14 protein-coding genes are annotated in these 16,172 nt (G+C 46.4%); all 14 read left to right on the plus strand.

Annotated elements, in window-relative coordinates:
- The first annotated feature begins 29 nt into the window (after nucleotides 1-29).
- The 14 genes from ACXACN_RS04120 (at nucleotide 30) to pyrE (ending at nucleotide 15,402) form a co-directional block, all read left to right on the plus strand.
- Complete coding sequence (locus tag ACXACN_RS04120; RefSeq protein WP_474962538.1) at nucleotides 30-803, plus strand: YlmH family RNA-binding protein; 774 nt, start codon at nucleotides 30-32, stop codon at nucleotides 801-803.
- 75 nt (nucleotides 804-878) lie between these two features.
- Nucleotides 879-1,403: a DivIVA domain-containing protein gene (locus ACXACN_RS04125; protein ID WP_160912555.1), complete on the plus strand. Its 525-nt coding sequence runs from the start codon at nucleotides 879-881 to the stop codon at nucleotides 1,401-1,403.
- Nucleotides 1,404-2,120: 717 nt separating this feature from the next.
- Entirely contained in the window at nucleotides 2,121-2,594 is a 474-nt protein-coding gene (gene lspA / locus ACXACN_RS04130; RefSeq protein WP_474962540.1) for a signal peptidase II, read from the plus strand.
- Complete coding sequence (locus ACXACN_RS04135) at nucleotides 2,591-3,502, plus strand: RluA family pseudouridine synthase (RefSeq protein ID WP_474962542.1); 912 nt, start codon at nucleotides 2,591-2,593, stop codon at nucleotides 3,500-3,502. The genes lspA and ACXACN_RS04135 overlap by 4 nt, the downstream gene beginning before the upstream one ends.
- Nucleotides 3,503-3,693: 191 nt before the next feature.
- On the plus strand, nucleotides 3,694-4,236 hold the full coding sequence (pyrR, locus tag ACXACN_RS04140) for a bifunctional pyr operon transcriptional regulator/uracil phosphoribosyltransferase PyrR (protein ID WP_474962544.1): 543 nt from the start codon (nucleotides 3,694-3,696) through the stop codon (nucleotides 4,234-4,236).
- Nucleotides 4,237-4,418: 182 nt separating this feature from the next.
- On the plus strand, nucleotides 4,419-5,807 hold the full coding sequence (locus tag ACXACN_RS04145) for a solute carrier family 23 protein (protein WP_474962546.1): 1,389 nt from the start codon (nucleotides 4,419-4,421) through the stop codon (nucleotides 5,805-5,807).
- Between the two features lie 163 nt (nucleotides 5,808-5,970).
- Entirely contained in the window at nucleotides 5,971-6,867 is an 897-nt protein-coding gene (locus ACXACN_RS04150; RefSeq protein WP_474962548.1) for an aspartate carbamoyltransferase catalytic subunit, read from the plus strand.
- Nucleotides 6,868-8,157 (plus strand): dihydroorotase, encoded by a 1,290-nt coding sequence (locus tag ACXACN_RS04155; RefSeq protein WP_474962550.1) that lies wholly within the window; start codon nucleotides 6,868-6,870, stop codon nucleotides 8,155-8,157. It abuts the gene before it with no gap.
- Entirely contained in the window at nucleotides 8,138-9,247 is a 1,110-nt protein-coding gene (locus tag ACXACN_RS04160) for a carbamoyl phosphate synthase small subunit (RefSeq protein WP_474962552.1), read from the plus strand. Before ACXACN_RS04155 ends, ACXACN_RS04160 begins: the two co-directional genes overlap by 20 nt.
- Nucleotides 9,226-12,429, plus strand: coding sequence for a carbamoyl-phosphate synthase large subunit (gene carB, locus ACXACN_RS04165; protein ID WP_474962553.1), 3,204 nt, complete (start codon nucleotides 9,226-9,228; stop codon nucleotides 12,427-12,429). The genes ACXACN_RS04160 and carB overlap by 22 nt, the downstream gene beginning before the upstream one ends.
- On the plus strand, nucleotides 12,426-13,184 hold the full coding sequence (locus tag ACXACN_RS04170) for a dihydroorotate dehydrogenase electron transfer subunit (protein WP_474962555.1): 759 nt from the start codon (nucleotides 12,426-12,428) through the stop codon (nucleotides 13,182-13,184). Before carB ends, ACXACN_RS04170 begins: the two co-directional genes overlap by 4 nt.
- The gene (locus tag ACXACN_RS04175) at nucleotides 13,181-14,113 is read left to right on the plus strand and encodes a dihydroorotate dehydrogenase (RefSeq protein ID WP_474962557.1); all 933 of its coding nucleotides are present in this window, start codon (nucleotides 13,181-13,183) and stop codon (nucleotides 14,111-14,113) included. Before ACXACN_RS04170 ends, ACXACN_RS04175 begins: the two co-directional genes overlap by 4 nt.
- A complete protein-coding gene (gene pyrF, locus ACXACN_RS04180) occupies nucleotides 14,079-14,801 on the plus strand; it encodes an orotidine-5'-phosphate decarboxylase (protein ID WP_474962559.1) in 723 nt (240 codons plus the stop codon). Before ACXACN_RS04175 ends, pyrF begins: the two co-directional genes overlap by 35 nt.
- A complete protein-coding gene (gene pyrE, locus ACXACN_RS04185) occupies nucleotides 14,776-15,402 on the plus strand; it encodes an orotate phosphoribosyltransferase (RefSeq protein ID WP_474962561.1) in 627 nt (208 codons plus the stop codon). The genes pyrF and pyrE overlap by 26 nt, the downstream gene beginning before the upstream one ends.
- Nucleotides 15,403-16,172: the final 770 nt, after the last annotated feature.

The raw sequence follows: 16,172 nt of genomic DNA on the forward strand, positions 1-16,172 counted from the left end.
TTCCTTTTGGTAGTTATGGAGGTTTTTAGGTGGATATCTATCAGCACTTTCGAAAAGAAGAAAAACCATTTATTGATCAAGTCTTATCTTTCCGCGAAGATGTGGCAATTAAATATCAGCGGAAGCTGACAGATTTCCTTGACCCGAGGGAGCAGATGATCATGAAAGCCATTATGGGGAATGATTCTGATCTTATTTACGGATTAGAAGGTGGAGCAGAAGCTAGTGAGCGAAAACGTGCGATCATCGCTCCGGAGTACGAGGTCATTGAAAAAGATGACTATCAACTCACATTATTGGAAGCTTCCTACCCTCAGAAATTTGTTACGCTGGAACATCGTGATGTTCTAGGGGCTTTCATGTCGTTAGGCATTCGTCGGGAAAAAATGGGGGACCTTGTTGTTCAGGAAGGCTTGATTCAAATTACAGCAGCTTCTGAGATCAGTGACTACATAAAAATGAACCTAAACGGCATCAAACGTTCGAACGTGCAATTTGAGGAAAAACCATTATCTGCGCGTGTAGAAAGCAATGACACATGGGCAACGAAACAAACGACAGTATCGTCCCTACGTCTGGACGTTATGGTAAAGGAAATTTACGGAATGTCACGTAGTAAAGCATCTATGTTCATTGAAGCCGGCCAGGTGAAGGTCAATTTTCGGACTGTGGAAGATGCTTCTTTCCCATTAGAGGAAGGTGACCTCATCTCTCTTCGCGGGAAAGGAAGGAGCCGCCTTGATGAAGTGCTGGGCGAAACGAAGAAGGAAAAATATAAAGTAATCACTTCAAAATTAAATTAATGCACGAGTAAAGAAGGAAAGCGTAGCTTCTTGTCGAATTAATTAATAGATAGATGTTTTGGGGAGGTGGATGGTGTGCCATTAACACCACTGGATATTCATAACAAAGAATTTACTCGCGGTTTCAGAGGCTATGACGAAGATGAAGTCAATGAATTTCTCGATCAAGTCATCAAAGATTATGAGATTGTCATACGTCAGAAAAAAGAGCTTGAACGAGAAGTCAGTCAACTGAACGAGCGACTGGGACACTTCAATGACATTGAGACAACACTCAACAAATCAATCCTTGTAGCTCAAGAAACCGCCGAAGGCGTAAAAAACAGTGCGAACAAAGAATCAAAATTGATTGTCAAAGAAGCAGAAAAGAATGCGGATCGTATCATTAATGAGGCACTCGAAAAGTCACGCCGCATTAATATTGAAGTAGAGGATATGAAAAAGCAGGCGAAAGTTTTCAAAACAAGACTGCGTATGCTTGTTGAAGCTCAAATTGATATGATCGATAATGATGACTGGGATCATCTATTCGATACAGAGCTTGATGATGAGAAAGAAGTAGAGCGTAAAATGGAAGAGGAATACAGCTCCCAGCCTTAATTCCACCCGTACATACGGAAATGATCCTTTCATACAAACCAAGGTGCCGTTCCTACAAGAACGGCACCTTTTCTATTTTGTCCCTTATTAAGCAAACTGGCAGGATTGTGTAAGACTTGATTTCGAGACTTTTGCGGGAGTTAAGGGGCTCCGAGAAAAGGTTCGCTTTCCGTGGGCGAGTGATGAGCCTCCTCGAGCTAACGCTCTGCGGGGTCTCATCTACCACGCACTTCCCACAGGAGTCTCACCGTTTCCCTCCGCCCCTCGGCCATGGAAGATTCTCGAAACCACACCTGAAAGATCAGCTTTTATCATTAACGATAGTGGATTATATAAACCGCTCCTCAGAACGTAAAAACTTGATGCAGAGCGCTTGATCCTTCTAACAGTGGGATAGTGGAAGACAATCCAACATGGTAAAGGGGTTCGTTCCTCCTTACTATGAAAGGGGTGGTTGGGAAGCTGCGAGACTCCCGCGGGAATGGATTGGCTGGCGAGACCCCACAGGACGAAGTCCGAGGAGGCTTGCCGTCATCCCCGCAGGAAAGCGAGTGGCTTCCCAACCACCCCTGGCGCCCAACACGGCAAACGAAACCCGGGAACATCTCCAAACTGAGTCTTACACAATCGCTAGCTTAAACGTAAATGAGAAGTTGTTCTTTGTAGAGGGAGTTTTGTGGTACAATATGCAAGGAATAAGAATCTTGGGGGAAGCTTATGATTTTGTATTATATCATTGCCATTGGTCTCATCATCCTCGATCAGTGGACGAAGTGGCTCGTGGTCACCAAAATGGATATCGGCCAAAGCATAACGATCATCGAAAACTTTTTTTATTTGACCTCTCACCGTAACCAGGGAGCTGCCTGGGGAATACTACAAGGACAAATGTGGTTCTTTTATATCATAACGGTAATTGTCATTGGCTTTGTTATTTATTATTTACATCAATATGGAAAAGAAAGTCGTTTTGTAGGTATCGCTCTCGCACTTATTCTTGCAGGGGCGATTGGAAATTTCATTGATCGACTTTTTCGCAAGGAAGTCGTTGATTTCGCCAATACGTATATCTTTACTTATGACTTTCCGATTTTTAATGTAGCGGACTCTGCTCTTGTCGTCGGAGTGATTTTCGTCATGATTGCCACTTTTGTTGATGAGCGCAGAAAGAAAGGAAGTTTGAAATCTTGAGTGAACACTATAAGGTTACAGAGAACGATCAGTCGAAAAGAATTGATAAATTATTAACAGAAGTTATTGAAGAAGCCTCACGGTCCCAAATTCAGGGGTGGCTGAAAGATGATATCGTCACTGTTGAAGGTAAGGCTGTAAAAAGCAACTATAAAGTTCAGGCAGGTGAAACCATCACTTGGCATGTGCCTGAGCCTGAACCGATGGATATCCTTCCAGAGGACATTCCAATTGAGATTGTATATGAAGATGAAGATGTTATTGTCGTAAATAAACCATCCGGTATGGTCATCCACCCGGCTGCTGGCCACTATTCTGGAACCCTCGTGAATGCTTTGTTGTTCCATGTGAAAGATTTGTCTGGAATTAATGGGGTCGAGCGTCCTGGAATCGTCCACCGTATTGATAAAGACACGAGTGGGCTGTTGATGGTGGCAAAGAATGATCTCGCTCATCAATCTCTGGCCGAGCAACTGTCCAAGAAAACGGTCGAGCGTAAGTATGAAGCCATTGTTCATGGAGAAATTCATCATGAATATGGCACGATTGATGCTCCGATTGGACGGGATTCTAAAGATCGTCAAAGGATGGCTGTCGTTGAAGATGGTCGGGATGCGGTCACCCATTTCCGTGTACTCCGTCATTTCACTGATTTCACCCTGGTCGAATGTAAACTGGAAACAGGGCGCACACACCAAATTCGTGTGCATATGCGCTACATTGATCATCCTCTTGCGGGTGACCCAAAGTACGGTCCTCGTAAAACGTTGGATTTGAATGGTCAAGCCCTGCATGCGAAATCCTTAGGCTTTGAGCATCCGAGAACAGGGGAATGGAAGAAGTTCGAAGTTGAACCTCCAGCAGATTTCAAAGAGACGCTGAAGTTCTTGGAAACAAGAGAAGGATAAAAAGGCATTGACAAACCGTATAGGGAGTGTCATACTTCCATATAGAATATAAAGACCTTTAAAGACAGTCCCGTGAGGCTGAAAAGGTGACGGTTATACACAGGAAACGTGTATGAAAACCCCTTTTCTGCCCTTATGCGGAAAAGGGGTTTTTTTGTACCTGAATCCATAGAAACAAGGAGGGCTCATTCATGAATGCAAAAGCGACTGTACTCGACGATGCAGCGATCCGTCGGGCATTGACCCGGATCTCACATGAAATCATAGAAAAAAATAAAGGAATTGAGGATCTCGTCCTTGTAGGAATAAAAACCCGTGGCGTTCCAATCGCTCAGCGTCTGAAGAATAAAATTCAGGAGATTGAAGGGGCAGACCTTCCAGACGGGGAGCTGGATATCACGCTTTACCGCGATGATTTGACTCCTCAGGAAAACAAAGCCGAACCTCAATTGAAAGGTACGAACATCTCAACGGATATCGATGGAAAGAAAGTCATCCTCGTCGATGATGTTCTTTATACAGGCCGAACGGTGCGTGCCGCAATGGATGCACTAATCGACCATGGACGTCCGAAAGAAATTCAACTAGCGGTTCTAGTCGACCGGGGTCACCGGGAGCTGCCGATCCGAGCTGATTATGTCGGGAAAAATGTTCCGACCTCCCAGGAAGAAATTATTACCGTCACTTTGTCTGAAACCGATGAAGCGGACGAAGTGAAAATTTATGAAAAATGAATGAAGAGTAACCTTTAAAGGAAGTCCCGTGAGGCTTAAAAGGTTCGTAAGGATACGTGTATCTCTACACGTCTACCTCTTTGCGTACGTTTTAAGCGCAAAGAGGTTTTTTTATGTAAAAATTCGAAAGCATAACCCAGTGAGTTAGCCTCATACGAAGAGACAACAAGGAGGAATTCGATATGAAACAACAGAAAGCAGCACTTGACGTTAACGAAGTACCAGCACTAAATAAATGGCTCGTTCTAAGCCTTCAGCATCTGTTCGCGATGTTCGGAGCAACCATTCTCGTTCCTTTTCTAACCGGGTTATCCCCATCGGTCGCTCTTGTTTCAAGTGGATTTGGAACACTTGCCTATCTGCTCATTACTAGAGGGAAGGTACCCGCTTACCTGGGTTCGAGCTTCGCCTTCATTGCCCCAATCATTGAAGTTTCGAAATCGAGCGGAGTGGCAGGCGCGATGGTCGGAAGTTTTCTTGCCGGTCTCGTCTATGGATTGGTCGCCCTGCTCATATCCGTTTTTGGAACGAAGTGGCTCATGAACCTGCTTCCTCCGATTGTTGTCGGGCCGGTTATCATTGTCATTGGTCTCGGGTTAGCTTCAACAGCGGTGGACATGGCAATGTACGTGCCGGGGCAGGAAGAAAACATCTACAGCGGCACCCACTTGATGGTTGCTCTTGTTACACTGGCGATTACGATTATTGCATCCATCTATTTTAAAGGGTTCTTTTCCCTGCTGCCGATCCTCTTCGGAATTGTCGGTGGGTATACCTTTGCTATGACGCAAGGGATTGTCGATACGAGCGGTATTCAAGAAGAATGGACGGCAATAACCACAGCTGGTTCGTTTACAGGTGCCCTGGCAGCTCTCTTTCAAGCTCCTGATTTCGTTGTGCCATTCATTGATTTTTCACCGCTGGAAGTGATCAGCTGGGAAATTGCTTTTCTGATGATTCCCTTTGCACTTGTCACAATCACGGAACATACAGGAGATCAAATGGTCTTATCGAAAGTAGTAGGCAAAAACTTTTTGAAAAATCCAGGACTGGACAAATCGATCCTCGGCGACGGTGTAGCCACATTTATCGCTTCCTGCCTTGGTGGACCTCCGAATACGACGTATGGAGAAAATATCGGGGTGCTGGCGATCACACGAGTATACAGCGTGTTCGTCATCGGAGGAGCCGCTGTGATTGCCATCGTCTTCGGTTTCATCGGCATGGTGACTGCAGTGATCAGTTCGATCCCGACAGCCGTCATGGGTGGGGTATCCATCCTGCTCTTCGGAATTATCGCTTCCAGCGGTTTGCGTATGCTGATCGATAATCAGATCGACTTTGGTGAAAAGAGAAACTTGATCATCGCCTCTGTCATTCTTGTCATCGGAGTAGGCGGAGCCTTTGTCCAAGTGACAGAGGAAGTGCAAATCGCAGGAATGGCACTTGCAGCAATTATTGGTGTCGGTCTTAACTTAATCCTTCCAGGTAAAGAAAAAGGACACGGAAATGGCCAGATGTTTGCAGTTCCTGAAGATGAACAACAAGAGAAGAAGCATCATGTAGCATAACCAACACTAGCTCCACGTTTTAATTGAGTCCCGAGAGGCTCGAAAAGGTGTACTAGGGATGGGCTCGTTTGACATGCGACGAGTTCAGCACCTCCAGACACCTGGGGGTGCTTTTTTTCTCCTTAGTCCCCGTTACATTAATAATAGGAACGGAGAGATGAACATGACCGCTATTCGATCCAAGAGAAATTTGCTTTCCATTAAACAGCTAAGAAATGAACAGATTTTTCACTTGCTCCATTTAGCAGAGAGTCTGAAAGATCCTGCAAGCCGACCGTCTTTTTCCGGACATTTTGCAGCCAACCTTTTTTTAGAACCAAGCACACGCACGAAAACAAGTTTTCACATAGCTGAAAGGAAACTGGGTTTCGATGTCGTTGAATTGGATGGAGCGGACTCGAGTTTAACGAAAGGCGAGAGCTTGTATGACACGTTGAAGACATTAGAGTCGATCGGTGTGGATCTAGCTGTCGTCCGGCAATCTGAAGTCGGCGGCTTAACGACCTGTATGGAAGGTTTGGATATGCCTCTTATCAATGCTGGAGATGGTTGTGGGGAGCACCCAACACAATCACTCTTGGACTTGTACACGATCTATGAACATTTTCAAAGTTTCAGAGACTTGCGTATATGCATTGCGGGAGACCTGAAACATAGCCGGGTAGCAAGGTCTAATGCCTACGCATTAAAACAACTAGGGGCAAACGTATCTTTTGTCAGTAAACCTGAATGGAAGGATTCTACCATGTCGCAGGATTACATCACCATGGATGAAGCCGTGGAAACGTGTGATGTCCTGATGCTGCTTCGCATTCAACATGAACGTCATAGAAACCTTGGAGAAACAGGAAGTTATCTCGAGCACTATGGTCTGACAGTCGAAAGGGAGGCACGGATGATGAATCACAGCATCATCCTTCATCCAGCGCCGGTGAATCGCGGGGTGGAAATTGATGAGAGACTTGTGGAATGCGGGAAGTCAAAGATTTTCAGGCAAATGACGAATGGAGTGACGATGCGGATGGCCATCATCCAAGCACTCATGAAAGGGGAGCTTTAAATGAAGAAGAAAATCATCAACGGTCAGGTGTTTACAGATCATCGCTTTCAAAAACATGAAATTTTAATCGAGGACGGTACGGTTGTTGAAATAGCTCCATCTGTCGGTAAGGCAGATGAGATCATCGATGCAAAAGAGGGTCTGGTTCTTCCTGGTTTTGTCGATGTCCATATCCATTTGCGTGAACCTGGGGATGAACAAAAAGAAACCATTCGCTCAGGGACAGAAGCTGCAGCTCGAGGAGGCTTCACCACGGTATGTGCCATGCCGAACACAAAGCCTGTGCCTGATTCCGAAGAGAACATGCAGCAATTAATGGAGAAGATCAAGCAGGATGCATCGGTGAGGGTGCTTCCTTACGCTTCGATCACGACTCGGCAGCTCGGAAGAGAGCTTGTTGATATGCAAACCTTAACCCAAATGGGAGCTTTTGCGTTTACCGATGATGGCGTCGGTGTCCAAACGGCTGGCATGATGTATGAAGCGATGAAAGAAGCAAGTCGCCTGAATAAAGCGATTGTTGCACACTGCGAAGATAATTCGCTCGTATATAAAGGGGTCGCTCATAAAGGGGAAGTGAGTGAAAGGCTCGGTCTCCCTGGAATCGCAAACATCGCAGAATCTGTTCAAATTGCAAGAGACGTCCTGCTTTCAGAGGCGACCGGCTGCCATTATCACGTGTGTCATGTATCGACGAAAGAATCGGTAAGGGTCATCCGGGATGCGAAGAAAGCAGGCATCCATGTGACGGCTGAGGTGACCCCGCATCATTTGATTCTCAACGAAACGGATATCCAAGAAGATGATGCGTTTTTCAAAATGAATCCGCCGCTTCGGTCGAAAGAAGATCAGAAAGCGCTCATGGAAGGGCTGTTAGACGGTACCATCGATTTCATTGCCACTGATCACGCTCCTCACACAGAAGAGGATAAGCAGGAAGGTTTCCTAGGTTCCCCGTTTGGCATCACAGGATTGGAAACGGCTTTTCCTCTCTTGTTCACTCACTTCGTAGAAAAGCATGGTGTTCCGCTTGAGCGTCTCGTGGAATGGCTAACGAGAAAGCCGGCGGAGACTTTCGGAATTCCTTATGGAACGTTGGAAAAAGGTGAACGAGCGGATGTAACCATTGTCGATGTGAATCATGAAGTGATGATCGATCGTCACAGCTTTGCGTCTAAAGGAAAGAACACGCCTTTTCACGGCTGGAGTGCAAAAGGATGGCCACAGCTTACGATGGTAGACGGAAATATTGTATGGGAGGGGAAAACGCATGAAACAACTCGTGCTTGAAGATGGAACGGTATTTGTAGGAGAGGGATTCGGAAGTGACCGTGAAACGATCGGTGAGGTCGTTTTCAATACTGGGATGAGCGGCTATCAGGAAGTGATTTCCGATCCTTCTTATTATGGACAGTTGATTACTTTCACTTACCCGCTCATCGGAAACTATGGCATTAACCGGGATGATTTTGAAACCGTCAACCCGGGAGTATTTGGTGTCATTGTGAAAGAACACTGCGATTTCCCTTCGAATTTCCGTAATGAAGAAACGATCGATGAATTTTTAAAAGCAAAACATATCCCAGGGATCAGCGGCATCGATACGAGAAAGCTGACAAAAATCATACGCCAGCATGGGACGATGAAGGCCATGATCACATCGTCCGAACGTCCGGTTTCGGAAGTACTTCACAAGCTGGAAACTACTCCTCTATTAAATGATCAAGTAAAACAGGTATCGACTGTGAAGCCTTATGTCGTTCCAGGACGTGGCGAGCGGATTGTACTGATGGATTTTGGAATGAAGCACGGCATTTTACGAGAATTCACGAAGCGGCATTGTCATGTGACGGTCGTTCCATACCATACCTCAGCAGAAGAGATCCTAAGGCTTAAGCCTGACGGTGTCATGCTCTCCAACGGCCCAGGAGACCCGAAAGATGTTCCAGAAGCGATCCAAACGATCCGGGAATTGATCGGTCATGTACCTTTATTCGGAATCTGTCTCGGACACCAGCTGATCGCTCTCGCCTCTGGTGCAGACACGTCTAAAATGAAGTTCGGACATCGAGGAATCAATCAGCCTGTGAAGGACTTGGATACAGGAAGAACCTATATCACTTCCCAAAACCATGGCTACGCCGTCAATCTTCATTCACTAGAGCAGACCGAACTGAGCCTTTCTCAAGTTTCTCTAAATGACAACTCCGTGGAAGGACTGAAACACAAGAACCACCCAGTCTTCTCTGTCCAATACCATCCGGAAAGTTCACCGGGACCGGAAGATACGGCCCACTTATTTGATGAATTTTTGAACATGATCGATCTCCACCAGAAGACAACAAAGGAGGACTCTACATGCCTAAGCGTACAGATTTAACGAAAATTCTCGTCATCGGATCCGGTCCGATCGTAATCGGCCAGGCGGCTGAATTCGATTATTCCGGCACACAAGCTTGTCAATCTTTGAAGGAAGAAGGATATGAAGTCATCCTTGCCAATTCGAATCCGGCAACAATCATGACTGATCATACCTTTGCCGATCAAGTCTATATGGAACCCCTGACGCTTGAGTTTTTGCAGAAAATCATCCGAAAAGAAACCCCGGATGCGATTCTACCGACACTTGGTGGTCAGACGGGTCTGAATATGGCGGTCGAGTTAAGTGAATCTGGCATTCTTGAAGAATTTGATGTGGAACTGTTAGGGACCCCTCTCGATGCGATCCAACAAGCAGAAGACCGTGAGAAATTCCGGGCATTGATGCATGAGATGAACCAGCCTGTCCCGGAAAGTGAAATTGTCAGCACGGTAGGTGAAGCACTGGATTTTGCGGAGACGATCGGCTTTCCGGTCATCGTCCGTCCGGCTTACACGATGGGTGGAGCCGGCGGAGGCATGTGTGACGACGCGGCTCAATTGAAAGAGATTGCTAGAAGCGGGCTGGCCGCTTCTCCGGTCAGTCAGTGTTTGATAGAGAAAAACATCGCCGGATTTAAAGAAGTAGAGTATGAAGTGATGCGCGATGGTGCCGACAATAAAATCGTTGTTTGTAACATGGAAAACTTCGATCCTGTAGGCATTCACACTGGTGATTCCATCGTTGTCGCTCCATCACAAACGCTTAGTGACCGGGAATACCAAATGCTTAGAAATGCTTCTTTGGAGATTATCCAGGCGCTTCAAATTGAAGGGGGATGTAACGTTCAGCTTGCTCTCGATCCAGACAGCTTCCAATATTACATCATCGAAGTGAACCCGAGAGTGAGTCGTTCTTCTGCTCTCGCCTCTAAGGCTACCGGCTACCCGATTGCCAAGCTGGCCGCCAAAATTGCCGTAGGAATGACGTTGGACGAAATTAAAAATCCAGTTACGGGTACGACTTATGCCTGCTTTGAACCGGCGCTTGACTATGTCGTAACGAAAATTCCACGCTGGCCGTTCGACAAATTCGCTAAAGGCAATCGCACACTTGGCACACAGATGAAAGCCACTGGAGAAGTCATGAGTATCGGCAGAAGCTTCGAAGAATCTCTACTGAAAGGCATACGATCTTTGGAAGGTGATACAGAAGAGTTATATCTCTCTTATGCCGAAAGAATGACGCATGACGAACTTATGAGAAGGTTGAGAAAAGCGGATGATGAACGCATCTTTTTGATTGCTGAAGCTTTAAGAAGAAACTATTCCATTGAAGCCCTGCATGAAACAACAGGAGGGATCGATTTGTTCTTCCTCTATAAATTGCAGCGCATCATCCAGTTTGAAAAGCAGGTGGCACAAGGAGAATTGGATGCCTTTCTGCTTCAAAAGGTGAAGAAAATGGGCTTTTCTGATGCTCAAATCGCACGCCTGACAAAGCGTAAGGAAAAAGAAGTGCGAGAATGGAGAAGAAGTCACGGCATCCGCCCGGTGTACAAAATGGTTGATACATGTGCAGGAGAATTCGAATCCGAAACGCCTTATTTTTACAGCAGTTATGAAGATGAAAACGAAGCCATTCCGAGTGGAAATAAAAAAGTGCTTGTTATTGGTTCTGGTCCGATCCGGATCGGCCAGGGGGTCGAATTTGATTATGCGACCGTTCATTCTGTCCTTGCGCTGAAAGAAATGGGCTATGAAGCCATCATTATGAACAACAATCCAGAAACGGTTTCCACAGACTTTAGTGTTTCTGACAAGCTCTACTTTGAGCCGTTATCACTTGAAGATGTGATGAATGTCATTGACCTCGAACAACCGGAAGGTGTCATTGTCCAGTTTGGTGGGCAGACAGCCATCAATCTCGTGGACGGACTGACGAAAGAAGGCGTCAAAATTTTAGGGACCACGATGGAATCGATTGATAAAACGGAAGACAGGGACTTGTTCGAACAGCTGCTCAATGATTTGAACATTCCTAAACCAGGCGGCGAAAGTGTGACAAGTGCAGAAGGAGCATTTCTTGCTGCTGAAAAGATCGGCTACCCACTGGTCGTCAGGCCTTCCTATGTCCTTGGCGGCCGGGCGATGGCCATCGTCTATTCCTATGAGGAACTCTCTTCTTACTTGGAGAATAATATTTCTGTGCATAATGGCCACCCGATTTTAATCGATAAGTATTTGACCGGAATGGAGATTGAAGTGGATGCTATCTCGGACGGCTATGATGTGTTCATCCCCGGAATCATGGAACACATTGAGCGCGCGGGTGTGCACTCTGGAGATTCCATGGCGGTTTATCCGACCCAACGGTTAACCCAGGACCTCGAACAACAGTGCATCGATGCAACAACGAAGATCGCCCGGGAGCTGAATATGAAAGGACTGATTAATATTCAGTTCGTCGCTTATAAAGGGACTGCCTACGTCCTTGAAGTGAATCCAAGAGCAAGCCGTACGGTGCCTTTCCTGAGTAAGATTACCGGTGTCCCGATGGCCCGCCTTGCGACAAAGGTCCTCCTCGGCCAAACATTGAAAGCGGAAGGATACACATCAGGAGTCGCCGCGAAACCGAATGGAGTGTATGTCAAAGTGCCGGTGTTTTCCTTTGAGAAACTGAGAAGTGTCGATACGACTCTTGGGCCTGAGATGAAATCCACCGGTGAAGTCATCGGATATGATCAGACATTGGAAAAAGCCCTTTACAAAGGAATGATATCAGCTGGATTGAAAATACCGACACAGGGGTCTGTTTTGCTGACCGTTGCAGACAAGGACAAAAAAGAGATGCTGGACATTGCGAAGACATTCTTTGAATTAGGTTTCCGCTTGTTCGCTACAGAAGGAACGGCTTCTGTCATAGAAGAAGCCAGGATCCCGGTGGAAGCGGTAGGGAAAGTAGGTTCGGATCAACGTGACGTTATTGACTTGATTCGACAAGGAGAAGTTCAATTTGTCATCAATACACTCAACAAAGGCATGCGTGCAAGATCAGATGGGTTCAGAATCCGCCGGGAAGCCGTCGAACAAGGCCTCGCTTGCTTAACAAGCCTGGACACGGCGAAAACCATTGTCGATGTGATCAATGCAATGTCCTTCTCAGCCCGTGCAATTACACCGATGGAAGGGGTGACGGGATGAAAAAGGAATCGATGACAGTTCTTAGACATGAGAAGGTTGCAAGAGAGACTTACCTCCTCATGCTGGAAGGCGATCTTGTTCAGGATATTGTAGAACCTGGTCAATTTGTCCACGTAAGGATTGATGGCTTCTACCTGCGACGTCCGATATCAATCGCTGATTATGACAGGCTGAATAAAACGGTGACACTTATTTATAAAGTCATGGGGGATGGGACAAAAGCGTTGACCCGTTGTCAAATCGGCGCGTGTTTGGATGTTCTAGGCCCTGGTGGTCAAGGATTTCCGACAGCACAAATGCAGGCGGATCATGCCCTGATGATCGGCGGAGGGATTGGCGTGCCCCCGCTCTACAGCACAGCGAAGAAACTGAAAGCAAGCGGAGTAGCAGTCACGAGTATTCTCGGATTCAGGTCCAAGGGAGATGCTTTTTTACTGGAACAGTTCCGTGACCTCGGAGAAGTTCTTGTGACGACAGAGGATGGATCATTAGGGAGGAGCGGACGCGTGACGGACGCTCTTCCTCATGTGAAAGAAAATTATCAAGTCTACTTATCCTGCGGCCCGACAGTAATGTTAAAAGCAGTCTCTGACCATTTACCCGACACTCCAGGGTACTTGTCGATGGAAGAACGAATGGGGTGTGGAATCGGTGCTTGTTTTGCCTGTGTCGTTGAGTCCAAAGACGAAAAAGGGTACAAGCGCATCTGTTGTGATGGCCCTGTATTCAAAGCCGAGGAGGTCGTCTTATCATGAATCTTGCCGTGAGACTTCCTGGTTTGTATTTGAAAAATCCTGTGATACCTGCGTCTGGATGTTTTGCCTTCGGAAAGGAATTCGCCCAATTTTACGACCTTTCTACCCTTGGAGCAGTCATCATGAAAGCAGCTACGAGAGAACGGCGCTTTGGAAATGGGACGCCGCGAGTAGCAGAGACGGCCAGCGGCATGCTGAATGCGATCGGATTGCAAAACCCTGGCGTGGAAAGCATTATCTCCGATGAAATTCCTTTTTTGAAAAACCATCACCTTCCCATCATTGCCAATGTTGCTGGAAGCACAGTGGGAGAATATGTGGAAGTTGCCGAACAAATTTCTTCCCACGTGAACGCCATTGAGTTGAACATCTCCTGTCCAAATGTCAAAGAGGGAGGGGTGCAGTTCGGCACGGATCCGGTCTTGGCAGAAGAAGTGACCCGCCATGTTGTCGAAGTGAGCGATGTGCCTGTGTATGTGAAGCTTTCCCCCAATGTAACCGACATCGTCTCGATGGCACTTGCGGCAGAGGAAGCGGGGGCATCAGGTCTTTCGATGATTAATACGCTGACAGGGATGAGGATTGATGCTAAAACCCGGAGACCTGTCATTGCCAATGGAACCGGCGGGCTTTCCGGAGCGGCGATCAAACCGATCAGCATCCGTATGATCCATCAGGTTTATCAGGCGGTAACTATCCCAATCATCGGCATGGGTGGAATTGAATCGGCTGAAGATGTACTGGAATACCTCCTGGCAGGGGCGAGTGCAGTGGCGATCGGAAGCGCAAATTTCAAAAATCCTTTCATCTGCAAAGAAGTGATTGAAGAATTGCCTGATACGCTTTCACGCTATGGTTTCTCAAGTGTAGAAGAAGCGATTGGAGGTGCTCATGATGAAAAAGTTGAAACCTCTATACTTCGCTCTTGATTTCCAAACGGGAAAAGAGGCTGTGGGCTTTTTGGAACAGAATCACCTCACAGGAATCCCGGTTAAAGTAGGCATGGAGCTTTTTTACAGGGAAGGCCCCGCCATCCTCCATCAATTGAAAGAGCAGGGGCATGAAATCTTTCTGGACTTAAAACTCCATGACATTCCTGAAACGGTCCGTCGTGCGATGAGAGGCCTTGCTGGTATGCAAATCGATGTCGTGAACGTCCATGCCCAAGGTGGAGCAGAAATGATGAAGGCCGCCAAAAAAGGTTTGGAAGAAGGATCCTTAGGTGATGTGCCTCTTTTGTTAGCAGTCACTGTGCTTACTTCATCCGACCAGCAGATGCTGAAAGAAGAGTTGATGATTGACCAGCCATTGCATGATGTCGTCAGGCACTATGGAGAATCTGCGGAAAGATGTGGTGTGGACGGTGTCGTATGCTCTGTAGAAGAGGTCGAAATCATTAAGAAGCATACGTCACTCGCTGCTTTAACGCCGGGCATCCGTCTTTTAGGTGGAGATCATCATGATCAGAAGCGCGTGGCTTCGCCTGGAGTGGCTCGTGAGAAAGGGAGTGACGCAATGGTTGTGGGAAGAGCGATTAGAGACGCGGAAAACCCTAAAGCCATGTATGAAAAAATTAAGGAGGCCTTTCAATATGAATCAAGCAACCCTCATTCATGACCTGCTTCATATAGGAGCCGTTAAAATTGAAACCGAGAACTACTTCACATGGACGTCCGGAATAAAGTCCCCTATCTATTGTGACAACCGTTTAACGATGTCCTACCCTGACATTAGAAGAAGGATAGCAAGAGAATTTGTGGAAAAGATCGAAACACTTGGACCCATCGATGTCATTGCAGGATGTGCGACAGCTGGAATTCCTCACGCGGCCTGGGTCGCGGACCTTCTAAACCTTCCTATGGTTTATGTCAGGTCTTCGGCGAAAAAACATGGAAAAGGAAATCAAATCGAAGGATACATCGAAGAAGGACAAAAAGCGATAATTATCGAAGATTTAATTTCAACAGGTCAATCGTCGATCGAGGCTGCAGAGGCGCTCCAAAAAGAAGGGGTCGAAGTCGTAGAAGTACTGTCCATCTTCACCTATAACCTGGAGGCAGCAGAAGAAGCATTCGCAAGTAAGTCGTATGCCTATCAGTCTTTAACCAGTTATGAACAGCTTCTCAAGCATTTACGTTCAGATCATCAAATAGAAAAAGAGCAAGAACAGCTGTTGATGAATTGGCGGCAGAATCCTTATGTTTTTACGAACTCTTAACGGGTAGAGGAGTTGCTATTTCTCTACTCTCCTAGTACGATGAAATCATCAAAGCGTATTGGTGATGACAATGAAATCAAAAAAACACTCTTTTTTCATACTGATGAATGCCTCGCTCGGTTTATTGACCTGTTTTGTTTATTTATACACTTGGGTGGCATTCGCATTCATGGAGTCTATGTGGTCTTTGGAACCTTTATTGAGTTTATTCGCTTCTCTGGCTTTATTCATATTGTGGAATGTTTATATGCTGAAGCGGGAAAGCAAAAGGTACTGGGCCCAGGCTATTTTTTCTTATCTTGCATCTATAGCGGTATTTGCATATTTCCTAACCTGAAACCACGATCCAATCGTGGTTTTTTTAATCCAATGATATAGTTGCAACTCATGATTTATTATAGGATAGCTCCCTTTTCTTGAAGACTCAGTTTCGAGATGTTCCGGGGGTTCGTTTGCCAAAGTCCGCGTCAGGGGTGGTTGGGAAGCAACTTGCTTTCCTGTGGGGGAGTGGCGAGCTTCCTCGGGCTAATGCCCTGCGGGATCTCGCCGATCTCCTTTCTCCCACGGGAGTCTCGCAGCTTCCCAACCACCCCTTTCATAGTAAGGAGAAACGAACCCCTATCTAGGGGAAGTGTCTCCCATTTCCCCTACTAAGGTTGGCATAAAGCGCTCTGTATCAAGCTTATAAATTCTGAATGCCTGCTGTGGAGAGGTTATATGATCCACTTTCCTCAGTCATTCAGGCTGATTGTTCCAGAAGTGATTTGGAG

It is taken from the genome of Halobacillus sp. AWM4_238, from assembly GCF_056158265.1.